Source organism: Pseudomonas sp. FJ2-5-13, from assembly GCF_029201605.1.
Lineage (GTDB): Bacteria > Pseudomonadota > Gammaproteobacteria > Pseudomonadales > Pseudomonadaceae > Aquipseudomonas > Aquipseudomonas lactis.
Genome location: NZ_CP104045.1, coordinates 213,881 through 234,197, shown reverse-complemented (window position 1 = coordinate 234,197; position 20,317 = coordinate 213,881). Strand labels below are relative to the sequence as shown.

Annotated in this window: 18 protein-coding genes; 10 read left to right on the top strand and 8 right to left on the bottom strand. The window is 56.2% G+C overall.

Going from position 1 to position 20,317, the window contains the following annotated elements; all coding sequences use genetic code 11:
- Positions 1-522: 522 nt before the first annotated feature.
- From N2A98_RS00970 to N2A98_RS00940, 7 genes are all read left to right on the top strand, one after another.
- On the top strand, positions 523-807 hold the full coding sequence (locus N2A98_RS00970; protein WP_275622903.1) for a hypothetical protein: 285 nt from the start codon (positions 523-525) through the stop codon (positions 805-807).
- The gene (locus tag N2A98_RS00965) at positions 804-1,076 is read left to right on the top strand and encodes a DUF3077 domain-containing protein (RefSeq protein ID WP_275622902.1); all 273 of its coding nucleotides are present in this window, start codon (positions 804-806) and stop codon (positions 1,074-1,076) included. Before N2A98_RS00970 ends, N2A98_RS00965 begins: the two co-directional genes overlap by 4 nt.
- Positions 1,073-3,961 (top strand): DUF927 domain-containing protein, encoded by a 2,889-nt coding sequence (locus tag N2A98_RS00960; RefSeq protein ID WP_275622901.1) that lies wholly within the window; start codon positions 1,073-1,075, stop codon positions 3,959-3,961. Before N2A98_RS00965 ends, N2A98_RS00960 begins: the two co-directional genes overlap by 4 nt.
- A 98-nt stretch (positions 3,962-4,059) precedes the next feature.
- Positions 4,060-4,902 (top strand): chromosome segregation protein SMC, encoded by an 843-nt coding sequence (locus tag N2A98_RS00955; RefSeq protein ID WP_275622900.1) that lies wholly within the window; start codon positions 4,060-4,062, stop codon positions 4,900-4,902.
- Between the two features lie 94 nt (positions 4,903-4,996).
- Positions 4,997-5,176 carry a hypothetical protein gene (locus N2A98_RS00950; RefSeq protein WP_275622899.1) on the top strand — a complete coding sequence of 60 codons (180 nt, stop codon included), beginning with the start codon at positions 4,997-4,999 and terminating at the stop codon, positions 5,174-5,176.
- A 279-nt stretch (positions 5,177-5,455) separates the two neighbouring features.
- On the top strand, positions 5,456-6,862 hold the full coding sequence (locus tag N2A98_RS00945; protein ID WP_275622898.1) for an ATP-binding protein: 1,407 nt from the start codon (positions 5,456-5,458) through the stop codon (positions 6,860-6,862).
- 3 nt (positions 6,863-6,865) lie between these two features.
- The gene (locus N2A98_RS00940) at positions 6,866-7,378 is read left to right on the top strand and encodes a PIN domain-containing protein (protein WP_275622897.1); all 513 of its coding nucleotides are present in this window, start codon (positions 6,866-6,868) and stop codon (positions 7,376-7,378) included.
- Between the two features lie 140 nt (positions 7,379-7,518).
- On the opposite strand, the gene N2A98_RS00935 is transcribed toward N2A98_RS00940, so the two are convergent.
- Positions 7,519-11,301: a hypothetical protein gene (locus tag N2A98_RS00935; protein ID WP_275622896.1), complete on the bottom strand. Its 3,783-nt coding sequence runs from the start codon at positions 11,299-11,301 to the stop codon at positions 7,519-7,521.
- A gap of 1,120 nt (positions 11,302-12,421) precedes the next feature.
- Here N2A98_RS00935 and N2A98_RS00930 point away from each other — a divergent pair.
- Both N2A98_RS00930 and N2A98_RS00925 read left to right on the top strand, forming a co-directional pair.
- Complete coding sequence (locus N2A98_RS00930) at positions 12,422-12,631, top strand: DUF1508 domain-containing protein (RefSeq protein ID WP_056847258.1); 210 nt, start codon at positions 12,422-12,424, stop codon at positions 12,629-12,631.
- A gap of 151 nt (positions 12,632-12,782) precedes the next feature.
- Positions 12,783-13,004, top strand: coding sequence for a hypothetical protein (locus N2A98_RS00925; RefSeq protein ID WP_248090709.1), 222 nt, complete (start codon positions 12,783-12,785; stop codon positions 13,002-13,004).
- A gap of 303 nt (positions 13,005-13,307) precedes the next feature.
- On the opposite strand, the gene N2A98_RS00920 is transcribed toward N2A98_RS00925, so the two are convergent.
- On the bottom strand, positions 13,308-14,207 hold the full coding sequence (locus N2A98_RS00920; protein WP_275622895.1) for a LysR family transcriptional regulator: 900 nt from the start codon (positions 14,205-14,207) through the stop codon (positions 13,308-13,310).
- A 116-nt stretch (positions 14,208-14,323) separates the two neighbouring features.
- Here N2A98_RS00920 and N2A98_RS00915 point away from each other — a divergent pair, with 116 nt between their 5' ends.
- Positions 14,324-15,355 (top strand): SDR family oxidoreductase, encoded by a 1,032-nt coding sequence (locus N2A98_RS00915; RefSeq protein ID WP_275622894.1) that lies wholly within the window; start codon positions 14,324-14,326, stop codon positions 15,353-15,355.
- 36 nt (positions 15,356-15,391) lie between these two features.
- Here the strand turns inward: N2A98_RS00915 and N2A98_RS00910 are convergent, their stop codons facing one another.
- The 6 genes from N2A98_RS00910 to N2A98_RS00885 form a co-directional block, all read right to left on the bottom strand.
- A complete protein-coding gene (locus tag N2A98_RS00910) occupies positions 15,392-16,015 on the bottom strand; it encodes a LysE family translocator (protein ID WP_034134590.1) in 624 nt (207 codons plus the stop codon).
- A gap of 140 nt (positions 16,016-16,155) precedes the next feature.
- Positions 16,156-16,698, bottom strand: coding sequence for a hypothetical protein (locus N2A98_RS00905; RefSeq protein WP_169856408.1), 543 nt, complete (start codon positions 16,696-16,698; stop codon positions 16,156-16,158).
- On the bottom strand, positions 16,695-17,267 hold the full coding sequence (locus N2A98_RS00900) for an RNA polymerase sigma factor (protein WP_275622893.1): 573 nt from the start codon (positions 17,265-17,267) through the stop codon (positions 16,695-16,697). The genes N2A98_RS00905 and N2A98_RS00900 overlap by 4 nt, the downstream gene beginning before the upstream one ends.
- Before the next feature lie 206 nt (positions 17,268-17,473).
- Positions 17,474-19,096 (bottom strand): VWA domain-containing protein, encoded by a 1,623-nt coding sequence (locus N2A98_RS00895; protein ID WP_275622892.1) that lies wholly within the window; start codon positions 19,094-19,096, stop codon positions 17,474-17,476.
- 200 nt (positions 19,097-19,296) lie between these two features.
- Complete coding sequence (locus tag N2A98_RS00890) at positions 19,297-19,947, bottom strand: DUF799 domain-containing protein (protein WP_275622891.1); 651 nt, start codon at positions 19,945-19,947, stop codon at positions 19,297-19,299.
- Positions 19,944-20,306, bottom strand: coding sequence for a DUF4810 domain-containing protein (locus N2A98_RS00885; protein ID WP_032878483.1), 363 nt, complete (start codon positions 20,304-20,306; stop codon positions 19,944-19,946). The genes N2A98_RS00890 and N2A98_RS00885 overlap by 4 nt, the downstream gene beginning before the upstream one ends.
- Positions 20,307-20,317 lie beyond the last annotated feature (11 nt).

Sequence of the window (20,317 nt, the reverse complement as noted above, 5' to 3'; positions counted from 1 at the left end):
CGCCCCCGGCGGCAACCGGAGGCGTTGAGGTAAATCTACATGCCTGATCAATTTATGCCGCGTCGAAAAAATCCGCAAGTGATCTGCACAGTTGCACTTTCAAAAAACGGACGTTACTCTCTGGCCGTCGCTGCAAATTCAGCGACCGGGTTTAGCGGCCCGAGCACATACAGGCGCACAAGCGCTTCCGACTCGATTGCATGCGCTTTTTTTGTGCCTGCGACTCTCGTTTATGGTGGCTGTGCGTGGGAGACCTTCGGGTCTGCCGGGGTCCTGTATGCCCGGTCCGCTAACCCGCGCACAGCTGCCACCCTAATTCGTTTAGCGGCGAACCGTGGCAGCTCCTCACATACAGGAGCTTTACCAGATGCACGCCCTCAATCCGTCCAAAATTCGCGCCGCTGCTCATCGAGCAATGGCTCTCGCCGCTTTACACGCCAACTCCAGCCTCGCTATACGCCTTTCCCGTTACAACGCCCATATGTCCAAGGCTCGCGCCCTGGAAGCCGCAGGGGGTGCCCAATGAGCATGCTCCCAGGCCTTGCACTGCCCGAGGATCTACTCTGCGTCAGCCCGGACGCCGAAGCCGGTCTGCCTATCGACGCCATCACCTGTGCGCTCGACCGTGCCGACTCAGTCCTCATGCTGTTGGAAGATCACTTAGACGGCGATAAACCCTTGCTTTCCAACCGCGTGCTGTCGTCCGTTATTTGGGACGTGCGTGGCACCTTGGGCTTGATCAAAACACTCACCATGTACGGTGATGCCTCCTCTGTGCCGATGGGCCAGAAAGGCGGTGCTCTGTGACCCACTCCAGCACGCGTGGACGCTCCGAGTTTTCCCCTGCCAACGGTAACGGCCAGAACCTGTTTCGGGTGAATGCCGGTATCCCGCTGGAAGACGCACTTGAAGCCGTCTCCCAGATTCTGCACCACGCCAATCAACTGATCCTCGACGCCGCCATCAGCGATGCGGGCGAGCGTTTTAGTTGGCCTGCGTTCTACCTCGGCGAGATGGCTAAGGCGCTAATCGACGACGTGAACGAGGCGTTGCTTGAGTCGAGGGTCGCCCTATGACTCAACGCACCGGCAACACTTCAAAACGCCCCAGCTTTGCCGACGTGAAAAGCGCTGCCCTGAAGAACATCGACCGCGTCCTTACTCATTGGCTGCCGAATGGCAAACGCGTCGACGGCGGCAAGGAATACACCGCACCAAACCCAACGCGCACGGACAAACGTGCAGGCTCGCTCAAGGTCAATTTGAGCAAAGGCACCTGGGCGGATTTTGCCACCGGCGATAAGGGCGGTGACCTGATCGACCTGGTGCGCTACATCGACGGCGGCACGGACGTTGATGCCTGCAAAAAGCTGGCGGACCTGCTCAACGTTTCCGCAGGATCTGCAACTACCAAAAGCGCACCGACGAAAAGCGCAGTGCCTGAGTGGGTCGCGATTCAGCCGATCCCAGCGGAGGCCATGAACAAGTGCCCAACCAAGCACCGACAACACGGCGTCCCATCCAAGGTGTGGATCTATCGCGATGTGCAGGGCCAGCCGGTCATGGCGCTGTATCGCTTCGACCTCGATCCCGATGAAGACGGCAAACCGAGAAAGGTCTTTGCGCCGTTGACCTGGTGCAAGCGCTCCGATGGGCAAACCACGCAATGGCGCTGGCAAGGATTGCCGGAGCCTCGGCCACTGCTGCGCCTGGATGAGCTGGCACAGCGCGCCGATGCGCCAGTGGTGTTGTGTGAAGGCGAGAAGGCTGCTGACGCCGCTGCTCAACTGATGCCGGAACACGTCGCCACGTGCTGGCCGAACGGCTCCAACTCTTGGCACAAGGCCGACCTGACACCGCTCAAAGGGCGCACTGTGTTGCTGTGGCCGGATAACGATGCCAGCGGCATGACCTGCATGGACGCCATCGAGCTCAAGCTGATTGAGCTGGGAGCCGAGTCAGTACAACGAATCTCGCTCGACGTGTTCAAGCTCAAGCCCAGCAGCAAAGGCGGCAAGCCTACGCTGATCAAGGGTGGAAAATGGGCAGACGGCGACGATGCAGCGGATGCAGTAGCCAAAGGCTGGACCGCAGACCACGTCGCCCAGCTGGTGCGTAGCGGTGAGTTTTTCGGCGGTGCCACTGAGACCACTGAGCCTCAAGAACAGAAGGCCAAGACGCCCGCCAAACGCCCTGCCAAATCGAAAACCGACCTGTTGCCGGGCGGCTTTCGCCTGACGCCTGAAGGGGTCTTTTATTCCGGCGATGATGGCGAGGCGCGCCCCGTGTGCTCGCCTCTGGAAATCATCGCCCGCACTCGTGACGACAAGGGCCACAACTGGGGCTTGCTGGTTGAGTTCGACGACCCGGACGGCGCCAAAAAACGCTGGAACATTCCGGCCCGAACCATGACCGGCGACTTCGGTAAGGACGTACTTGGCCCGCTGGTAGACATGGGCTTACGCCTTGCCGGGAGTCGGTCGGGGCGCAATGCCCGAAATGACCTGCAGAGCTATCTCGGTGGCTTCGACAGCGCCCAGCGCGCACGTTTGGTAACGCGTCTGGGCTGGCACGACAATGCGTTTCTGTTGCCCGAACAACAGATCGGCTCGCACGCCGAACACCTGCATTTTTACGAAGCCGGTGCGCAGTTGCCACCGATCAGTCAGGCGGGCTCTCTGGAGCAATGGCAGCAGCAAATCGGCGCACTGTGTGTTGGTAACCATCGCTTGGCGTTTGTAGTCTCTGTGGCCTTTGCAGGCCCGCTGTTGAACATGCTCGGGCATGAGTCAGGCGGCTTTCATCTCTACGGCGACAGTTCCGGGGGCAAGACCACCCACCTGCAAGTTGCTGCCTCGGTTTATGGCGGGCCGCGCCTGGTGCGTTCGTGGCGCTCGACAGATAACGCCCTGGAGTCCATCGCCGCTGCACATTCGGACGGACTTCTGGTGCTGGATGAAATCGGCATGTGTGACCCGCGCATTATTGGCGAGACGGTCTACATGCTCGGCAACGGGACCGGTAAGGCCCGGGCAAATGATCGAGGACAAGCGGGCCGACAGGTGCAGGAGTGGCGCTTGCTGTTTCTCTCGACCGGCGAGAAGACGTTGGCGCAGCACATGGCGGATGCCAACAAGGAGCTGAAAGCCGGTATGGAGGTGCGCATGCTCGCCGTGCCTGCGGATGCCAGCAAAGGGCTCGGCATGTTCGATGTGCTGAATGGTTTTGAGGATGCGGCTGCCCTCTCTGATGCGCTAAAGGCCCGAGTAGCCAAATACTACGGCACACCCCTCACCGCCTTCCTGCACGAGCTGTGTGCGCCTGGAGAAATGCTCAGGTGGTCGGTGATCGTTCGTCGCACGGTGGAACAGTTCATCACCCAAAACCTGCCCGCGTCGGCCAGTGGTCAGGCGCAACGTGCCGCCCTTCGCTTCGGCCTCGCCGCAGCGGCCGGAGAGTTGGCCACCGCCTTCGGCGTCACCGGTTGGCCGGACGGCACGGCCACGACCGCCGCACGGGTTTGTCTGCATGCGTGGCTAGCCGAGCGTGGCGGCGCCGGAAATTTCGAGGGCGATGCGATTTTGGCGCGACTGAGACAGGTCATTGAGCGCTTTGGAGAAAGTCGCTTTACCCGCTGGGAATCTGCCGCCGCCAAGATCGATGAGCACGGCCCACGCACGATTGATCGGTTGGGCTTTCGCAAGACGATGGAACACGGCATGGGCGATGCCCTGCATACCACCAACACCTACTACGTGCTGCCTGAAGCCTGGAGGGCCGAGATCTTTAAGGGCATGAACATCAGTGCTGTGAACAAGGAGCTGCTGCAACGGGGCGTGCTTGAGCCGGGAAGCGACGGAAAGGCGTACAGCTTGATTCGCCTGCCCGGGTTAGGGCCTCAACGCTGCTACGTGGTTAAGACCGTTCCAGGAACGGATGAAAGCGAGGCCAAGGCCGCGTGACGGCATGCCTACTGTTAGAGGTAGCGTCGGCTCATTTCCGGCCTCGCCAGCCGCTCGACAACCATGCCTATCAACCGCAGTACCCAGAGACAAGACAGATGAACACTATCCAAGAACTGAAAGACCGCCGCGACACACTCACCCTCGAAATGGAGAGCATTCAGCGCGACATGGCGCCCTTCGAAGAAGCGCTGGAAAGCCCAGAGGTTATTCAGCAAGGCCGTCAACGGGCCGTGCAGGATGAAATCAACGATCACAAAAGACGCATCGACTCGCGAAACCTCGAGATCAGCACACTGAACCAGAAGATTGATCGCCTTGAGACATTGGCGAATCGCGAGAGCTTGGTCGCGGGCTATCTCAGCGATATGGCGGACCGGAGAGCCGACGAGATAGAACTCAACGAAAAGCGCAGCAGCATCGAGACCCGGTTGCAGCAGGTACGCCAGTGCGACCAGGAAGACATGGCAAAAGCTAGACAAGCTGAAACGGACGCAGCCACCGCTTATGCGCAGGCTGTTGCCTGGGGCGATGTGGAAGGTGAGAAAGCCGCTAATGCGGAAGCCCAGAAGGCTGCAAAAAATCTCACGACTGCGGTTGAGCATCACCGCCGCCAACAACTGCTCATCACCGCACTGGAGCAGGAGTTGGTGACGATTGATCTGCATATCACAGAGGCACAAAAGGAACGCACCGAGATCGAGAACAAAGCGGCTCACCTGGCGAACACTGTGCTGGAAGAACAGTGGAATGAGGCCGCCAAAACACTGCTGGAGACCGGCGGCAAGCTGTGGGCCGCACGCAACCTGATTAGTCGTGACCCGGTAGCACTGATGAAGCTGGATATCCCTGAACTGGGCGAGCGCTTTGGAAGCTGGACCTGGCAAGAACTCGCAGATCGCTCGCGCCAACACAGCCTGATTGACCTACTGGCAGCCTAATCCAAACCTTTCCCGAAGCAGCCTGAGAAAGGCAAGCTGTTTCGGGCCTACCATCGGTACAACCATGAACAACCCACCACAGAATAGCGTACAGATGCCTGACTACCTGAAGGCCCGAAAGCTGCATTTGAACGGAATAATTGTTGGTATGGCTGGAGTAAAAAAGCTCAACGCGAAGGAAAAAAAATACACTAAAGTTGAGACGCTCACGATTGATGCTATCAAGGCAGAGCTTGATTTCATTGACCTTCAGCTCAAAAGAAAGGGGGAATGATGAGGAAGCTTAAGCAACTGCCGCTTCGCTAAACCCTCCCATTACAAACAAGGCTTCAGACCTTTTGGTCTATTGCGCCCTGGGACTATTGCCGCTTTCGGCCAAGAGCTGCCTGTCGGCACCGCAGGAGTATGACCACAGGGGTGCAGAAATGGCACTGGCCCGCCCTTTCCTCGCTAGTGAAAATCCCCTGATTTGGATGAAAAAAACGCGGCGCAATAACTAACAGAACGTTTGCAGATTTTGAGGGCCTAAAGGTAATCAACAAGGTGATAACAAATGGCCATCGACAAAAATCCTGAAGTCTCGTACATTCTCAAAGACTGTGATCAGGAAGCGCATGGGATGCATTATTTTATAAACTTCAAAAACTACACTAAAGCCTCTATCAATCTGTATTCAAATCTTACGCTATTGATAGGCAAAAATGGCAGTGGCAAATCAAACCTTATTGAAGGTGTAGAATTATTGGCATCTCTTGCAGAGGGCAAGCCTCTGCATGAAATGGCTGATAATAAAAATAACTTCTCTGGTTCGAGTTTTATTCGCGGAGGCATACATAATTGCGTCAAATTCGGGGAGAACACATTCTCCCTCGGCTTTGACGGCAGAATCGGTTTTCTAGGGACAAGTGAAAGATTTGACTATCGAATCACTGTTTCTGTCGATCCATTCCCACGGGTTGTTGCTGAATACTTAATCGTCGGAAAGAGAAAAATTTTCGCAGCGGAAGCAGAAAGCTCAGATGGCATGCTAAGTGTGTTATTCGACAATTTTGCTAAAGGCGGAATTAAACCTAAAAAAAATCTTTACGGCGACAAGTCTGTAATATCTCGATATACAGACCTTACCGAGAGTAACGGCGCAGGAGACCCTGATAAAAAATTAAAGGCCATTAAGCTAGTCGCAGTTATAAGTAGCTACATGCAGTCCTCTTTCATTTTCGACCCCAATCCAAAATTAATGCGTGACTACGTAAGATCGGGTCAAAACACCTTACTGAAAGACGCCTCAAACTTGTCGGCAGTTCTTCAGGGGTTGCAAATAAGAAAAGATTACCCGCTAACTTCCGCACTAAGCAAAACAAAACCCATAAAAAAAGAAGACGAAATCCACCCTATTGACCGCATTCTAGATGTGGTGAGACAAATACCAGAAGAGCCATTTTTGAAGTTCGACTTTATTCCAACTCTTCAGATGGATGTTCTATTTGGAATTATCGTAAACGATCGATTGATTGATGCACGCTTAATGTCCGATGGTACGCTTCGGATTATCGCAGTAATTACGGCACTTGAGTCAATTGATAGCGGATCCAGGGTGGTTATTGAAGAGTTTGACAACGGATTGCATCCAAGTCGCGCCGAAGTGTTAATCAAAGCGATTATGGAGATAGTGCACCGACGCAAACTAAACGTACTCCTTTCCACACACAACCCTGCTAGTTTAAACTCATTAGATGGGGAATGGTTGAAGGATGTGCACGTATGTCACTGGAGCCCTGCTGACCAGTCATCTGTATTAACTAAACTGCTTGACATCCCCAAGGTAGACTATTTATTGGAATCAAAGGCAAGCTTAGGCGACCTAATTACTAAATCTGTCTTTGAAAAGCATCTACAGCCCCAGTTTGAGGAAGTAAAAAAAGCTAAAGCAATGGAATGGCTAAATAGCCTGAAGGGATAAATGATGGCTAAGATAATAATTCTAGACACTAGTTATCTGCTCGAACTTTTTGCAGTACCAATGGATTCAACTGAAGAGAAAAGCTTAGAGGCCATGAGAATTTTCGAGCAAGCGATCACTGCTGGCTACGATATATTCTGTCCGTTAAGCGTTCTTTATGAGGTGGCCAACCATATAGTAGACATAAAAAACCATGTACTACAACGTGAAGTAGCTCAAAAATTTAGAGCAATGGTTGAAGGTGCTTTTTTAGAGAACAACCCTTTCTCAATAATCCCTAATGGTTCTTCAAGGCCAATTCATGAAGAGCTAAGTTCGCTACCTGACTTATGTAGACAATACCAAGACAATATCAGAATGGGGCTTGGCTTAACTGATTGCACAATAATTGATGTAGCCAAAACCCTTAAAGAAAACTACGCATCACGTAAGAAGCAATGGCCAACGCACATTTGGACAAGCCATGTAGCTTTACGAGCGATGTCACCTGATGAATTTCAGCATCAATATTTCTGAACTTATTAGCAGACAAATATAGATTGCCCGTTTTTGAAGACCCGTGTTTCTTTAGGTATTCCGAAATAGGGAAGCTACGGATCAAAAGTAGCCCGCTACAGGTGGCTGCTTTTGGCCCATGGCTTCCGTCGAAAGTTCTGCTAGAAGCTCTCCTTTCTGAGATTGGCGTCTATATCTTCGCGCTTTCCATGGCGCTCGTAGCTTTTAGCAATTCCCTCCAACATTGTTGCTACAACCGGATGAGAGTATTGAACTCGCCTCGCCTGATCACGGAAGTACGTTGCCAATGTCCGCTCTTGTTCGCCCCCATCCCAGGGTGATCGGCTGGTCGCTCCCCGCTTATTCCAGGTGCCAATGCAGAATCCGCTCCTCATTTCCTCTAGATCGGGGCTATCGAGCAGCTCTCTTACGGGAGCAAAAGGCCAAGTACCATCTTCATCTGCGGGGGCATGAGCAAGGATTTGTCCCAGAGTTTGATCACACATGGTTGGTCGATCAGCAAGACCGCACAAGTCACGTGTTTCTTTGATAAACTTGTAAAAAATATCACCATTAATACTTTTATCCGGTTGAATCCCTGGTAGGCGCTCGCAAGAGTGCAGGATGCCCCATGCACGTTCTGCAGCCGCTTTAGACGCTTCAGTCGGCTCTTCTCTATCTCCATGCTCTGGCTTGTACAATAAACAAATTAACTCTTTGAAGAGCTCTGGCTCTGACATGACTCCTTCGTACAAAGCATTGGCCTTTACTTCTCGCCCGTATCGGAGGAGCGGAAACAACCCAAACTCAAGCTGTATTAGTGCCATCCTGTCAATTTCACCAGACTCCTCCAGCCGTCTTAACATTTTCTCTAGGTGCCAAGACTCCAATTGCAAGCCCTCTTCCACCTCTCCATGTAGTAGCTGCTGAAGGGTTGAAAAAAGCTGGGTAGGGTTGGTTTGTTCGAGAGAGTATCGGCAGTATTGAAGCGCGCTTAGTGGTCGTTTAGCCACCAAGAGACGCGCCAATACAAACTCCAGATCCTTGTCGTCACCTCGGTTATACAGTCGCACGCCCTGCCAATAAGCCGCAGAAACTTCCGGGCCACATGCCTCGACCAACTGCCAGATCTCTTGATTTGGTGTCGCCAAAGCCAAGGCCCGTGCCAGCTTTTCAGGTCGTCCTGCGTCCTGTTTACTTATCCCAATAACCGCTTGAAGCAGCCCGTACGAAACTGGTGAAGGGAGTGTCTGAAGGAACCCCGCAATACACAAACACATAGGCATACCAGCAGAGAAGTCCCCGCCCTTTGTGGTAATCCACTCGGGCCAGGAAATATCGTCCCAGACAACCTGGGCCAGTGTGGCACCGACAGTACTGGGCTCAGCGCATACCCTGATTAGGTTCTCAATGCCGACCATGCATTGAGCTTGATAAATTTCGGTCAATGCCGAAATTCTCCTTTGAGTTATGGCATTACCGCGCTCCAAAGAGTCGTCATTACGATCTCGGCTAGGTAGCTCTAGCCAATGGCTGTCGAAAAGCCAGCGATGGCGAGTGACTAAGCCCTGTGGGGCAAGCAGCTCGTAGGATGCCTCTGCGGGCGACAACCGCTCATTCAGCTCGTTAGCTGGTGCATCGCCGTAATTACGATGCCAATGAATAATCTGTCGTAGCGCAATTCGAATTATTTCCCGATCTTCATCTTTCGCAGTTGGCAGGGTGAAGGGCTCAATCAGTACCAGCACCCTGGGTAGCTCCTCTATATCTCTAAGTGTGGTTTTTTGCAGCAAAGAGACGATGCGAGTAGCGTTGCCTTCACTCAGTTGGAGTAGCTTTACCCTGACGAAATCCAACATTTCATGCATTTCATCGTAGGTAACGCCACGGCCGGCCCCAGCATCGTCTTCACGCCACTTTGGTCGGTGGGCAGGGAAGGCCGCCTGTTGGCCGCCTGCTGCAATCTGTCTCAACACACGAAAAGCGGCTTCAGCATCCCTATCAATCAGTAAGTTGAGCACTTTGATACGCTCCGGCAAACTAGCTGCGGTCTGTGGCAGCCAGGAGCGAAAAAGGCCGAACAAACTCCCGCTAGGCTTATTGCCCCAGTTCCCTCTCATGGGAATATGGCTGAGCTGGGCTAGGATGAGGGCCGCTGGGGCCAAACGTCGCGGAGCCCAACTGAGGGTCTCCAATGCCCAAAGCAAGCCGGAGTGCCAGCAGCGTCCCCCAAAACCAGAATCACTGCTTTCGGAAATAAGCCTTGTCACCGGTGCATCCGGCATCCGTAAACTGCTCTGTACGACACGGAGAAATTCATCTGGCGCGGCCTCTGCTAGGGTGGGCAAATAAGACGCCAACGAAAGCCAGCGTTGGCCATCTGCCTTATCGAGCAACTCATGGATCAACCTTGATACGCGCTCTTCTATGTCTAGTGCTTTGAGTCCCACTTGTTCTGAGCCACGCACAGCCAGTTTCATAAGTGAGTCGCAGATCGACTCAAACAACAGTCCCGAATGGGGATGAACCTTGCCATGGACTTGTGCCATCCACCGATCGTCTTCCGGTAATTCCAGCTGAGGATCAGGTGTTGAAAGCATCTCCCGAGCTATGGCAAAAAAACGATCCAGTTGGCCGCTGGTGATTCGGTTTCCACATTGGTCCAGCAGCTCCAATGGCGATTTAGCTTTCCATACCGCGCCGATATTCAGCACTGGGGCATCATCAAGTTGGGCTAGCTGGCGTAAATCGCGCTCGATTTCTTCATAGGGTCGAGCAGCCAGCCGCTCGACTACTTGTCGATCCGCAGCAGTGTCTGCATACCAAGCTCCAAGCAGACAAAGCAGAGGCAGGCTGGCTGATTGTGGGGTAAGCAACCAAGGGGGCTGCTGGATAGCAGGATTTAAGGCTCTTTGCCGGCGAAGTACGGTCCAAGAGCGTCCAGTGCTTAGGGCATAACGTTTGGCATCGGACTCTTCCATACCGATAGCAATGAGGGCTTTCTCGAACTCGTATATGTTCGGTCGCTCCAATACCAGTTCATCACCCTCGGGTTTACCGACCAAATCACCTGTGGCGTGGGGCACAATCACACGTAATTTTTCGCGCAATATCGGATTAAGGGCTGTTTCAGTTCTTACCGCGATGGCAATCCGCAGTTGCGGATTCGCTTCCACATAGCGCCATCCCTGAGGCTCGGTCACGACCATGGCATGGTCTTGCAGGTCACGGTAGGCCATTACCGTCGCCACCGTAAAGGCTACGGCTTCTTCCACGCTGTCAGCACGTACAACCAACGGATAAATCGAGTTCGACGAGGTATTTGTCGTCTGGATTTTTTCTCCCAGAGCTTCAAACACTTGTGTGCGGTCCATGAATAGGGCTTCGGGAGTGATGGGCGGTCTGCATTGCCGTGCCCACGAATCCCAGTAACGGGATAGGCTTACAACACCCCAGCCACTTAAACCCAGCTCTTCGGCAAACTGCAAAGCCACTGCCGGCTTTTGCTCGAGCCACTGCTCCAGGTCGTCTGCATCATAGGCCCGGACACCCGCCCATTCGTCTTTTTTGCACTGTTCCGCTACCCAGTCGAGTTTCTTCGCCCAGCGCCGAGGAGTGACAAAGACAAAGGTGCATGCTGAGCGTTCAGCCTCGCTTATTTGTTCTGTTCGTTTTTGGTAGTCGCCGTTAGCTTTGCCAAGCACATTTTGATCGCATCCGATTTCCCAGCGGGACGCTCCTGACGGCACCCAGGCATTCCCCCTTTCACTGAAAAGAGTACCGTCCCAGCCAGGTACATAAGTGGAGTCACCCGCAGGGAATGAAAGTTGGCGGGTCGTTTCGGGTTCGAAGCAAAGCCGCCTCACCCAGCGCGGCAGATCGGTTTGCGCTTCCTTGGCCTGAGTATTTGCCCAGTTGACGATATGGGAGGCTGTAACCCGCATACTTCACCTCAAAAAATGGAGCTCCTTCATCCCAATCGATTCATGACCGGGGAAAGTCTAATTGACGGCCCATTTATGGAATAAAAACATCGTAAAAAATCACGGCGTCGCCAGGAAAAGCTGCCCTCGGTCACGGGGAGCTGAGAGGGGATATTACGATTCGGATAGCGATTCGCCGTGAGCACCTCTCTGATCTTAAGCATAGAACTCTGATCATGAGGCATGCATTACAGGCTTTCACCGCTGATCGCCTCCGCGGAATAGCATGATCATGGTTAGAGTAGCATGGCTGTTTTTGGCCGGTTAACGGCCTCTCCAAACGAAAGACCCTCGCTCGATGACACCTGCCTTAGCCATCACAAACCGCTCCTCCTAGAACACTCATTGATGTAACACCCTATTTGCCATGTAACACGCATATCGGCAAACCAATGACGCCTGTGTAACACCGTATAAATCATTTAAAATCATATAGTTAAATGAAAATGTAACACGCGTAACGCGCGTAACACGGTTTATTAGGGTATCCCCCCTAGCCCCATTAGTAATGCTCCTCCAGCGAAGAGAGATGGATCATGATCTTGGCTTTGGTTCGATAGTGGGGCTCCTGAAGCATTCTTGAAGGGAGGGGGCATAGAACCCGCGGGATCGTGCTAGCAGCAGTCTTTCCTACGTCGGTTAACAGGTTGACGTGGTTGACGCCTATCACCATGGTTAACGCCGCGCAGGTATTCACTATCAGCAACAGATACAGCCACCTTTACCGATGCTGTAAAGATGGCCCTTTTTTTCAAGATCCTTTCAATTTCAATGATTGAAATTTCAGTAACTTCCAACGCCTCCCACTAACTCGATCCCGCGGGTTTCATGCCCCGTGTGACGCACAAATAGCCAGGGGCCCCAGCAGTTTTCGTCGTTTCAGGGCAGCGCTCCACTCGCCCCATCTCTACCGTCATCCTCGTTCGGTTCATGGACATGTGGGCAAGGGAACCGGTAGTGTCGAATCGGCGCCGTTGAGCGTATCCCTTTTGCTGTGGGAACTGCACGGACGCTAATGAGGGAGTGCTAATACAAACACTGGATCAGTGCTCGCTTTCACCTATAGAAGAAGGAAAGGATCATGAGTCGCGTATCGTACTTCAAGATTTATAAAGACACGGCTGGCGAGTGGCGGTGGAGGTTCACAGCTAAGAACGGAAAGATCATCGCCGTAAGCTCCGAGGGATATAACAACCTCGTTGACTGCGAAGACTCTGTCAGCCTAATCAAATCCGAATCACCGACAGCGCCAGTGATTGGGGACGATGAGTACGACAAGCTCAGAAAATAGTGATTGAGTAATACAGTTCGGGGATGCGTTACCGCAGGTATTTCGGCGTGTATCCCCCTGCTGTATTCCCATCTCCAGAACCTGACGTAAGCCAATCATTGCTGATGATTCTGAGCCAAGTTCAAACGATCCCATCCCTTGGAGAACACTCATGGAAGATGTCTCATTGCTCGCATCATTGCTTAAGCGCATGAATGAAAACCAGCTGGCGCTGGGGGCAGCTATCGAGGAGCTGTCAAACTGGGTTGAGCAAAGAGGATCTACAGAAGTGGCACAGAACATTCGAGGGGCACTGGATACCCTGGATGGAAATGCAGGATTCATCACCCTTGGGCTCGCCTCACTGGCGGCAGAAGGTCGAACCAAAAAGTAACTACTCTGCTGGATGGCAACACATCAGCCAACATTTGGTGTTGCTTTACCCTACGGGGATACCTCGAAAAAGAGGGCAGAAGGAAGCGCCGTGTATGCCCACGTGTATGCCTAACCGAAGAACCACCAAGCACACCCAATGAATGCGGGCCTTTTGCTGACCAGTTCAAACGACGCCGGGGCACCAGATATGAACCGAAAAAGCCTCAGGTCGAGAGATCTAGGGCTTTTTTGTAGGCGAGTTACACGCGCGACTCGATATTGCTACGAGCGGCAGAGCCTCTACATCCCGGTGGGTTGGGCCTTACGCAGGACTCGATGAATTCCTGAAATGCTGCTTATCCAGGCTATAAATTTCATCCCGCAACACCCCCTCCAAAACCCCAAAAAACCCCTGAGTATGCCCCTGCTTCAACGCCTGCGGCCGAGTTACCAAATAAACCTCCATCGCCGGCAGTTCTATCTCCTGAAATACCTCACTCAACCCCGTAGCCAAAATACGCGGCAACACCGCCACCCCCATTCCCCGCCTCACCGATTCAAGCTGCACCGCAAACGAACTCACCCTAATCGGCGCATGGTCCAGCCCGGCAGCTTTCGCGGCGCGCATTTGCGGTAGCAGGTCCAGCGGTGGCAGCAAGGCGATACTGGCGGCAGTGGCGGGAGTTAGCGCGGGAAATCGTTGCAGGTATTCAGCGGTTGCGAACACGCCGTAAGCGAGTTTGCCGAGCCCTCGGTAGATCAGGGAAGGTTCGCCCAGGTGTACGGTGCGTATGGCAATGTCGGCCACGCCTCGTACGATTTTGTGAAAGTCGGTGGTGACCTGCAGTTCTACGGAGCAGCCTGGGTGCTGCGCTGTGAAGCGGCTGGCGGCTTCGAGCACGCTGGCAGAGAAGCCTTCGCCGGCGCTCACCAGCACGGTGCCGCTGAGGGTTGCGGGCGCGCCGTCGACGGGGGCCTGGCGGCGCAGGCCGGATTCGGCTGCCAGGGCGACGTCCACCAGGGCTTGGCCCCGGGAGGTGAGCCGGCAGCCTTCCACGCCGCGTTCCACCAGTGGTTCGCCCAGGGCGGTTTCCAGTTGGGTGAGGCGGCGGGAGACGGTAGAGGCCGCGATACCCAGTAATTGGCCTGCCTGTAAAAAGCTGCCGCGCCGTGAGACTGCCAGCAGCAGTCGAAGATCGTCCCAATTTGCCTGCAATGCCATATCTCCGCGCTTCCCTGGTGTGCAGATGTGCAAAGCCATTATGCCGCAGGCGCTGTTTTTACGGCGCGGGCTGACCGGTATATCTACTGGCCTTCTCAACAAATGGAATGGCCTGTATGAACACGAACCCCAATCGCTTGCGCAGCACCTTTGTGACCGGTGCCACCGGCTTGCTGGGCAATAACCTGGTACGGGAGTTGGTCGCACGGGGTTATGCGGTGAAGGCGCTGGTGCGCTCGGCGGCCAAGGGTGCGCAGCAGTTCGGCGATGTGCCGGGTGTGGAGCAGGTGGTGGGGGACATGGCTGATGTGGATGCCTTCGCGGCGGCGTTGCAAGGCTGCGATACGGTGTTTCACTGCGCGGCGTTTTTTCGGGATAACTACAAGGGCGGCAGCCATTGGGAGGAGCTGGAAAAGATCAATGTCGCCGGTACGCGAGCCCTGCTGCAACAGGCGTATGACGCCGGTGTGCGACGGTTTGTGCATACCTCGTCGATTGCCGTGCTCGACGGTGCCCCCGGTACGCCGATCGACGAGACATGCCTGCGGGCCGAAGCCGATGCGGATGACTACTACCGCAGCAAGATCCTGGCTGAGCGGGAGGTGTTAAGGTTTCTTGAAAGCCACCCGCAGATGCACGCTTGCATGGTGTTGCCCGGTTGGATGTGGGGGCCGGGTGACCGTGGGCCGACGTCGTCGGGGCAGTTGGTGAGGGACGTTATCAACGGCAAGTTGCCGGGGCTGATTCCGGGCACCTTTTCGCTGGTCGATGCCCGCGATGTGGCCTGGGCGCACATTGCTGCCGCCCAAAGCGGGCGACGGGGCGAGCGTTATCTCGCGGCCGGTCGCAACTTGACCATGCGCCAGCTGATGCCCGTGCTGGGGCGTATTGCCGGGGTCAAGGTGCCCTCGCGCCAACTGCCGCTGCCCGCGCTGTATCTGTTGGCAGCGGTGCAAGAGGCCTACGCCTACCTGACCGGCAAGCCTATCTTGCTGAGCATGGCAACGTTACGGCTGTTGATACGCGAGGAGCACCGTACCCGCTTTGACCATCGCAAAAGTGAAGAGGAACTGGGGCTGAGTTTTCGCGGGTTGGAGCAGACGCTAGCGGACACGGTCGCGTGGTACCGGGCTCACGGCGAGGCTTAAAACGCATCCTTAAGTCATATATTCCATAGCCCAACCTCATCGACTGGCGATCAGCACAGGAATGGCGTTGTTCAGTGAGAACGCCACCAGAAATACGGCCAGCCCGACGTCGATCTGCCGGGTGTACTTGAGGAACAGCGCCTTGATCGGACCTTGGCCGAACAGCAGCGCCACCACTGAATACCAGATGACTTCCAGGGTCGAGCACAGCATCACCACCAGCACTTTGTCGATCTCCGAGCGCGGCACCGAGAGAAAGCCGGCATAGATACTGATCATGAAAGCGATGGTTTTCATGTTGCTGATATTGGTGATCACCCCCACGCGGTAGGCCTTGGCGAAGCTGGTCGCGCCCGGTGCGGTGCTTTCGGCCGTGCCGGTGTTCTTGGCCAGCACGCTTTTGATGATGCTGTACGCGATGTACAGCAGGTACGCCGAACCGCATAACGTGGCGACTTTGGAAAACGCCGGGTACTGGTGCAACAAAGCCGCCAGGCCCAGCAACGAAATCGTCGAGAAAAACACACCGACCGTGCAGATGCCCAGGGTCGCGCCTATGCCGGTCGACACCGAGCCCAGCGAGGCGAAGCGGCTGACAATGATGAAGTTGGGGCCCGGGCTTATCACCGCCAGGATGTAGATCAATGCTGCTGTAAACATGGGAACTCCTTGTATGAGGCAGCAGCTCTCCACGCAAACTAGCAGTAATTACACACCCCGCTACTGACTATAAATTCATATGCTTATGACCCGTTGCCGCCAAGCCGGCGATGGTATCGCGCGATACCATCGCCACGGGGTCAGTGCGGCGGCAAGGTTTTGAGGCGTTCTTCCAGGTTTTGCCCAGGGAAGCGCTTTTGCAACTCGGCAAGTTTGGCCGTCGCTGCGGCCTCATCCCCTGCCGCGCGCAGGCGCGCTACTTCCTGCAAGCCAAGCTCAAGAGGTTGCGGCGCAGCGCGCTTGGCCAGCTTGCCTTGGGGCAAGGCATCGCTGCTCATTTCGGCACTGTAGGACTCGGCACGGGGCGGCGCGCTCATCGGCGCAGGCGCGGAGAACGCGGCCGGGGCAGCGAGACGTGTGTTGTGTACCGGGTCCAACTCGGGGGTGCGCGTGATCACGCCCACCAGCAACGCCACACCGGCCAGGCTGGCAAATGCCATTTGCCAGCGCGGTTGCTGGCATGCACGCAGCCAACGCTGCCACAGGTTGGGCGCGGGCTTGGGGGCTTCGCGGCGGGCAGCGTTGAGGATGAAGGCGTCGAGGGACGCGGGCGGTTCGCCCGTGCTGTGTTGACGAAAGTGCTGGAGCATCTCGTCGTCAGGGGTGTGTCGGGAGTCGTTCATGCGAGTATCTCCTCGGCCAGCAGGCGGCGCAGTTTCTGCTGGGCGTAACGCAGGCGGCTTTTTACGGTTTCCAGCGGGGCGCCGGTGAGGGTGGCGATTTGCGGTACTTCGAGTTCGCCGTGCAGGCGTAGCAGGAAGACTTCGCGCTGGTCTTCGGGCAGGTCTTGCAGGGCGGCGTCGAGGCGGGCCTGGTCGCGGCTGAGGGTCAGTTGTTGCTCGGGGCCGGCGCTGTGGTCGGGCTGGGCGTGCAGCTGTTCATCGTAGCTGTCGTGCAAAGGGTTGTGGATGCCGTGCTTGCGCCAGTGGTCGATCAGGCGGTTGCGGGCGATCTGGAACAACCAGGTACGAAAACTCGCCCGGCCTTGTGGCTGGGTGGTGCTGCGGATCAGGCTGAGCCAGGTGTCCTGGTAGATTTCTTCGGCCAGTTCGGCTTTGTTGCACAGGGACACGAGGAAGCGGTACAGGCCCTGGCGATGGCGCGTGTACAAGGCTTCGAAGGCGGCAGCGTCACCGGTTCGGTAGCGGGCCAGCAGCGATTCGTCGCTGGGTGAGTCGTCTGGAACGGCCATGTAATGGGCGAACTCCTTTTGGTCAGCCGAAGCAGGGTTAAGTGTGGGAGCGGGCTTGCTCGCGAAGAAGCCGGGTCAGCAGTATTGGTGTTGACTGACCCACCGCTTTCGCGAGCAAGCCCGCTCCCACAGGGGATCTGCGTTGCTTTGAGTATTGCGTTCGCTTAACCAAAGCCCCCCACATTGGATTGTTGTTGTGGTGGAGATCAGGGTTTGAGGCTTTGGGCCAATTCCACCAGTTGCACGAATTCGTTGCGCAGCCCGAAGGGGTCATCGCCGCGGGCCGAGCGTGCCAATTTGGCGGTGTCTTGCAAACTCATGCTGCCAGTGTAACGGCCATCGCCTTTGAGCTGTTGGGCGAAGGCGGCCACAGCAGCGGCGAAACGCAGGTCGTCGCTGGCCGGGGTGGCCTGATTGGCGATGGGGCGTTCGATCAACTGGCTGTTATCGCCCGCAGCGGGCTTGTAGCGCACCCGCAGCATCGCCAGCTCATCGGATTGGCCTTCGGTCGCAGGCGCGGCGGCGTAACGCAGAGGTTCCAACCAGCCCTTCTCGCCCTTGGGCACGATTTCATACAGCACGGTCACCGTATGCCCTGCGCCAATCTCGCCGGCATCGACCTTGTCGTTGTTGAAATCCTCACGCTTCAAGGCGCGGTTTTCATAGCCCAGCAGGCGGTATTCGCTGACCTGGGCCGGGTTGAATTCCACCTGCAGTTTCACATCCCGCGCCACCACGGCCAGGGTGGAACTGAGTTGCTCTACCAGCACCTTGCGCGCTTCGCGCAGGTTGTCGATGTAGGCGTAGTTGCCGTCGCCCGCGTCGGCCAGTTGTTCCATCAGGTGCTCGTTGTAGTTGTCCACACCAAAGCCGAGGGTGGTCAGTGATACGCCGCTTTTGCGTTGGGCCACGGCCATTTGCTTGAGGCTGTCAAAATCGCTGATACCCACGTTGAAGTCGCCGTCGGTGGCCAGCAGGATGCGGTTGATGCCTTGGTCGATAAAGCCTTCGCGGGCCATTTGGTAGGCCAGTTCGATGCCGGACGCGCCTGCGGTGGAGCCGCCAGCAGTGAGTTGGTCGATGGCGTTGCGGATCTTGGCTTTTTCACTGCCCGAGGTGGGCTTGAGCACCACGCGGGATTCACCGGCGTAGACCACCAGTGACACGCGGTCCTGATCACGCAGTTGATCCACCAGTAACTTCAGCGTGCTTTTGACCAGCGGCAAGCCTTCGCGGCGGTCCATGGAGCCGGACACATCCACCAGGAACACCAGGTTGGCGGGCGCCAGTTCGGCCACGGTTTTATCGGAGGCCTTGATGCCAATGCGCAGCAGTTTTGTGCGCGGGTTCCACGGCGTGGCGGCGACTTCGGTGGTGACGCCAAAGGGCGAGCCGTCGGTGGGCAGTGCGTAATGGTAGGGGAAGTAGTTGACCATTTCCTCCAATCGCACCGCGCCCTCGGGCGGCAGGCGGCCCTGGTTGAGGAAGCGCCGTACGTTGGCGTAGCTGCCCGTGTCGACATCCACGCTGAAGGTGGAGACCGGGGTTTCGGCGACGCGGTGCACGGGGTTGTCGGGCAGGTTGGCGTATTGCTCGCGGGGTTCGCTGCGGTCATTCATCATCGCCATTTCACGCACCGCCATCGGTGCCGGCATGGCCATGCGTTTGGCCATCGCGCCCTCAACTGGCGCGCTGTGCAACTCGGCGGTGGGTTGTGCGGGTTTGGCTACCTCGGGAGAGGAAGACAGCCCACACCCGGCCAGCGCTACCAGCAGGGTAACGGTGAAGCCTTGGGCAGCGGGACGCAGGCAGAGCAGAGGGCGGGACATGGGCTGAACCTCGTGAATGAATAGTCCGTTCACAAGGTCAGACGCGAGGAAGGTTGGGTTCGGGTTAAACCTTGGAAATTCACCCCGATCAATGTGGGAGCTGGCTTGCCTGCGATAGCGGTGTGTCAGGCAGCCTTTCCAGCACTGGCCCACCGCTATCGCAGGCAAGCCAGCTCCCACAGTTGAATGGCGGTGTTCTCTTAGTCTGTGCCGTACTTGGGGTTACGCGGGCCGTACAAGATGCCGGTGCGTTGCCCTGCCGACAGCAACCGTGCACTGGTGATACCGGCAATCGGGTGCGCCGCATCGGTAGAGCTGTTAATCACCTGCTTGACCGCCGCCGTGATCAGCATGCCCACCAGGCCGCCGCCGTTGTTGTTGCCCTCCTCGCTCGACGCACGCGCCGAGCCGGTCCACAAGGTGGTGCCAGTGCGCAGGTCCACCAGTTTGGCCGAGGCCGTCACCGAGGTGTCGCTGGAGATCAGCATGTACTGGGTGCCGTACTCGCTGATGGTGATGTACAGCGCCGCGTCCGCACCAAAGATGTCATGCAGCTTGGCCGGTTGTACGGCCTGGATATCGTTGGCGGTGGTCAGGCCGTTCTGGCGGAAGGTTTCGTCCACCAGGGCAATCGGCAACACGTAGTAGCCGGCTTCGGCCAGCGGGTAGGTGACTTGCGACACCAGGCTGTAGGACGCCTGCACTTCCGGCGATTCATTGATCGGCGGCAGTACCAGGATCGACTTGGGCCGCGCCTGTTTGTACGCCGAATAATCAACCGTCTTGGGCGCGGCGCAACCGACGAGCAACGCCAGGGCCAGCAAGGCGCCGGTGAGTTTTAACAGGCTCATTTAGTGGCGACTCCGGCTTTGGCGTTTTTCAACAGAAAGTCCATGTACGCAGCAGACTCAGGGAATAGCGCCTTCTCGGTGCGAAACTCCTGCACCATCTGGTCATCCTTGCCCATGTTCATGTACAGCATGCCCAGGTGCGCGTGGTAACCCGGCGGCGCCTTGCGGCCACTGGCGTTGATCTTCTGCAGATCGCGCTCCAGTGCTTCCACCTGCGCTTCCTTGGGCTCGCCCTTAAAGTACTCGTAAACCTGCGGCTGGTAGCTCTCCCATTGATACAGGGGCTGGGGCGCCGTCTGGCACCCGGTTACCGTTGCGATTGCTGCCAGCGTCAGCGCCAACTTCACTGCCTTGCTCATCCGTGTACTGC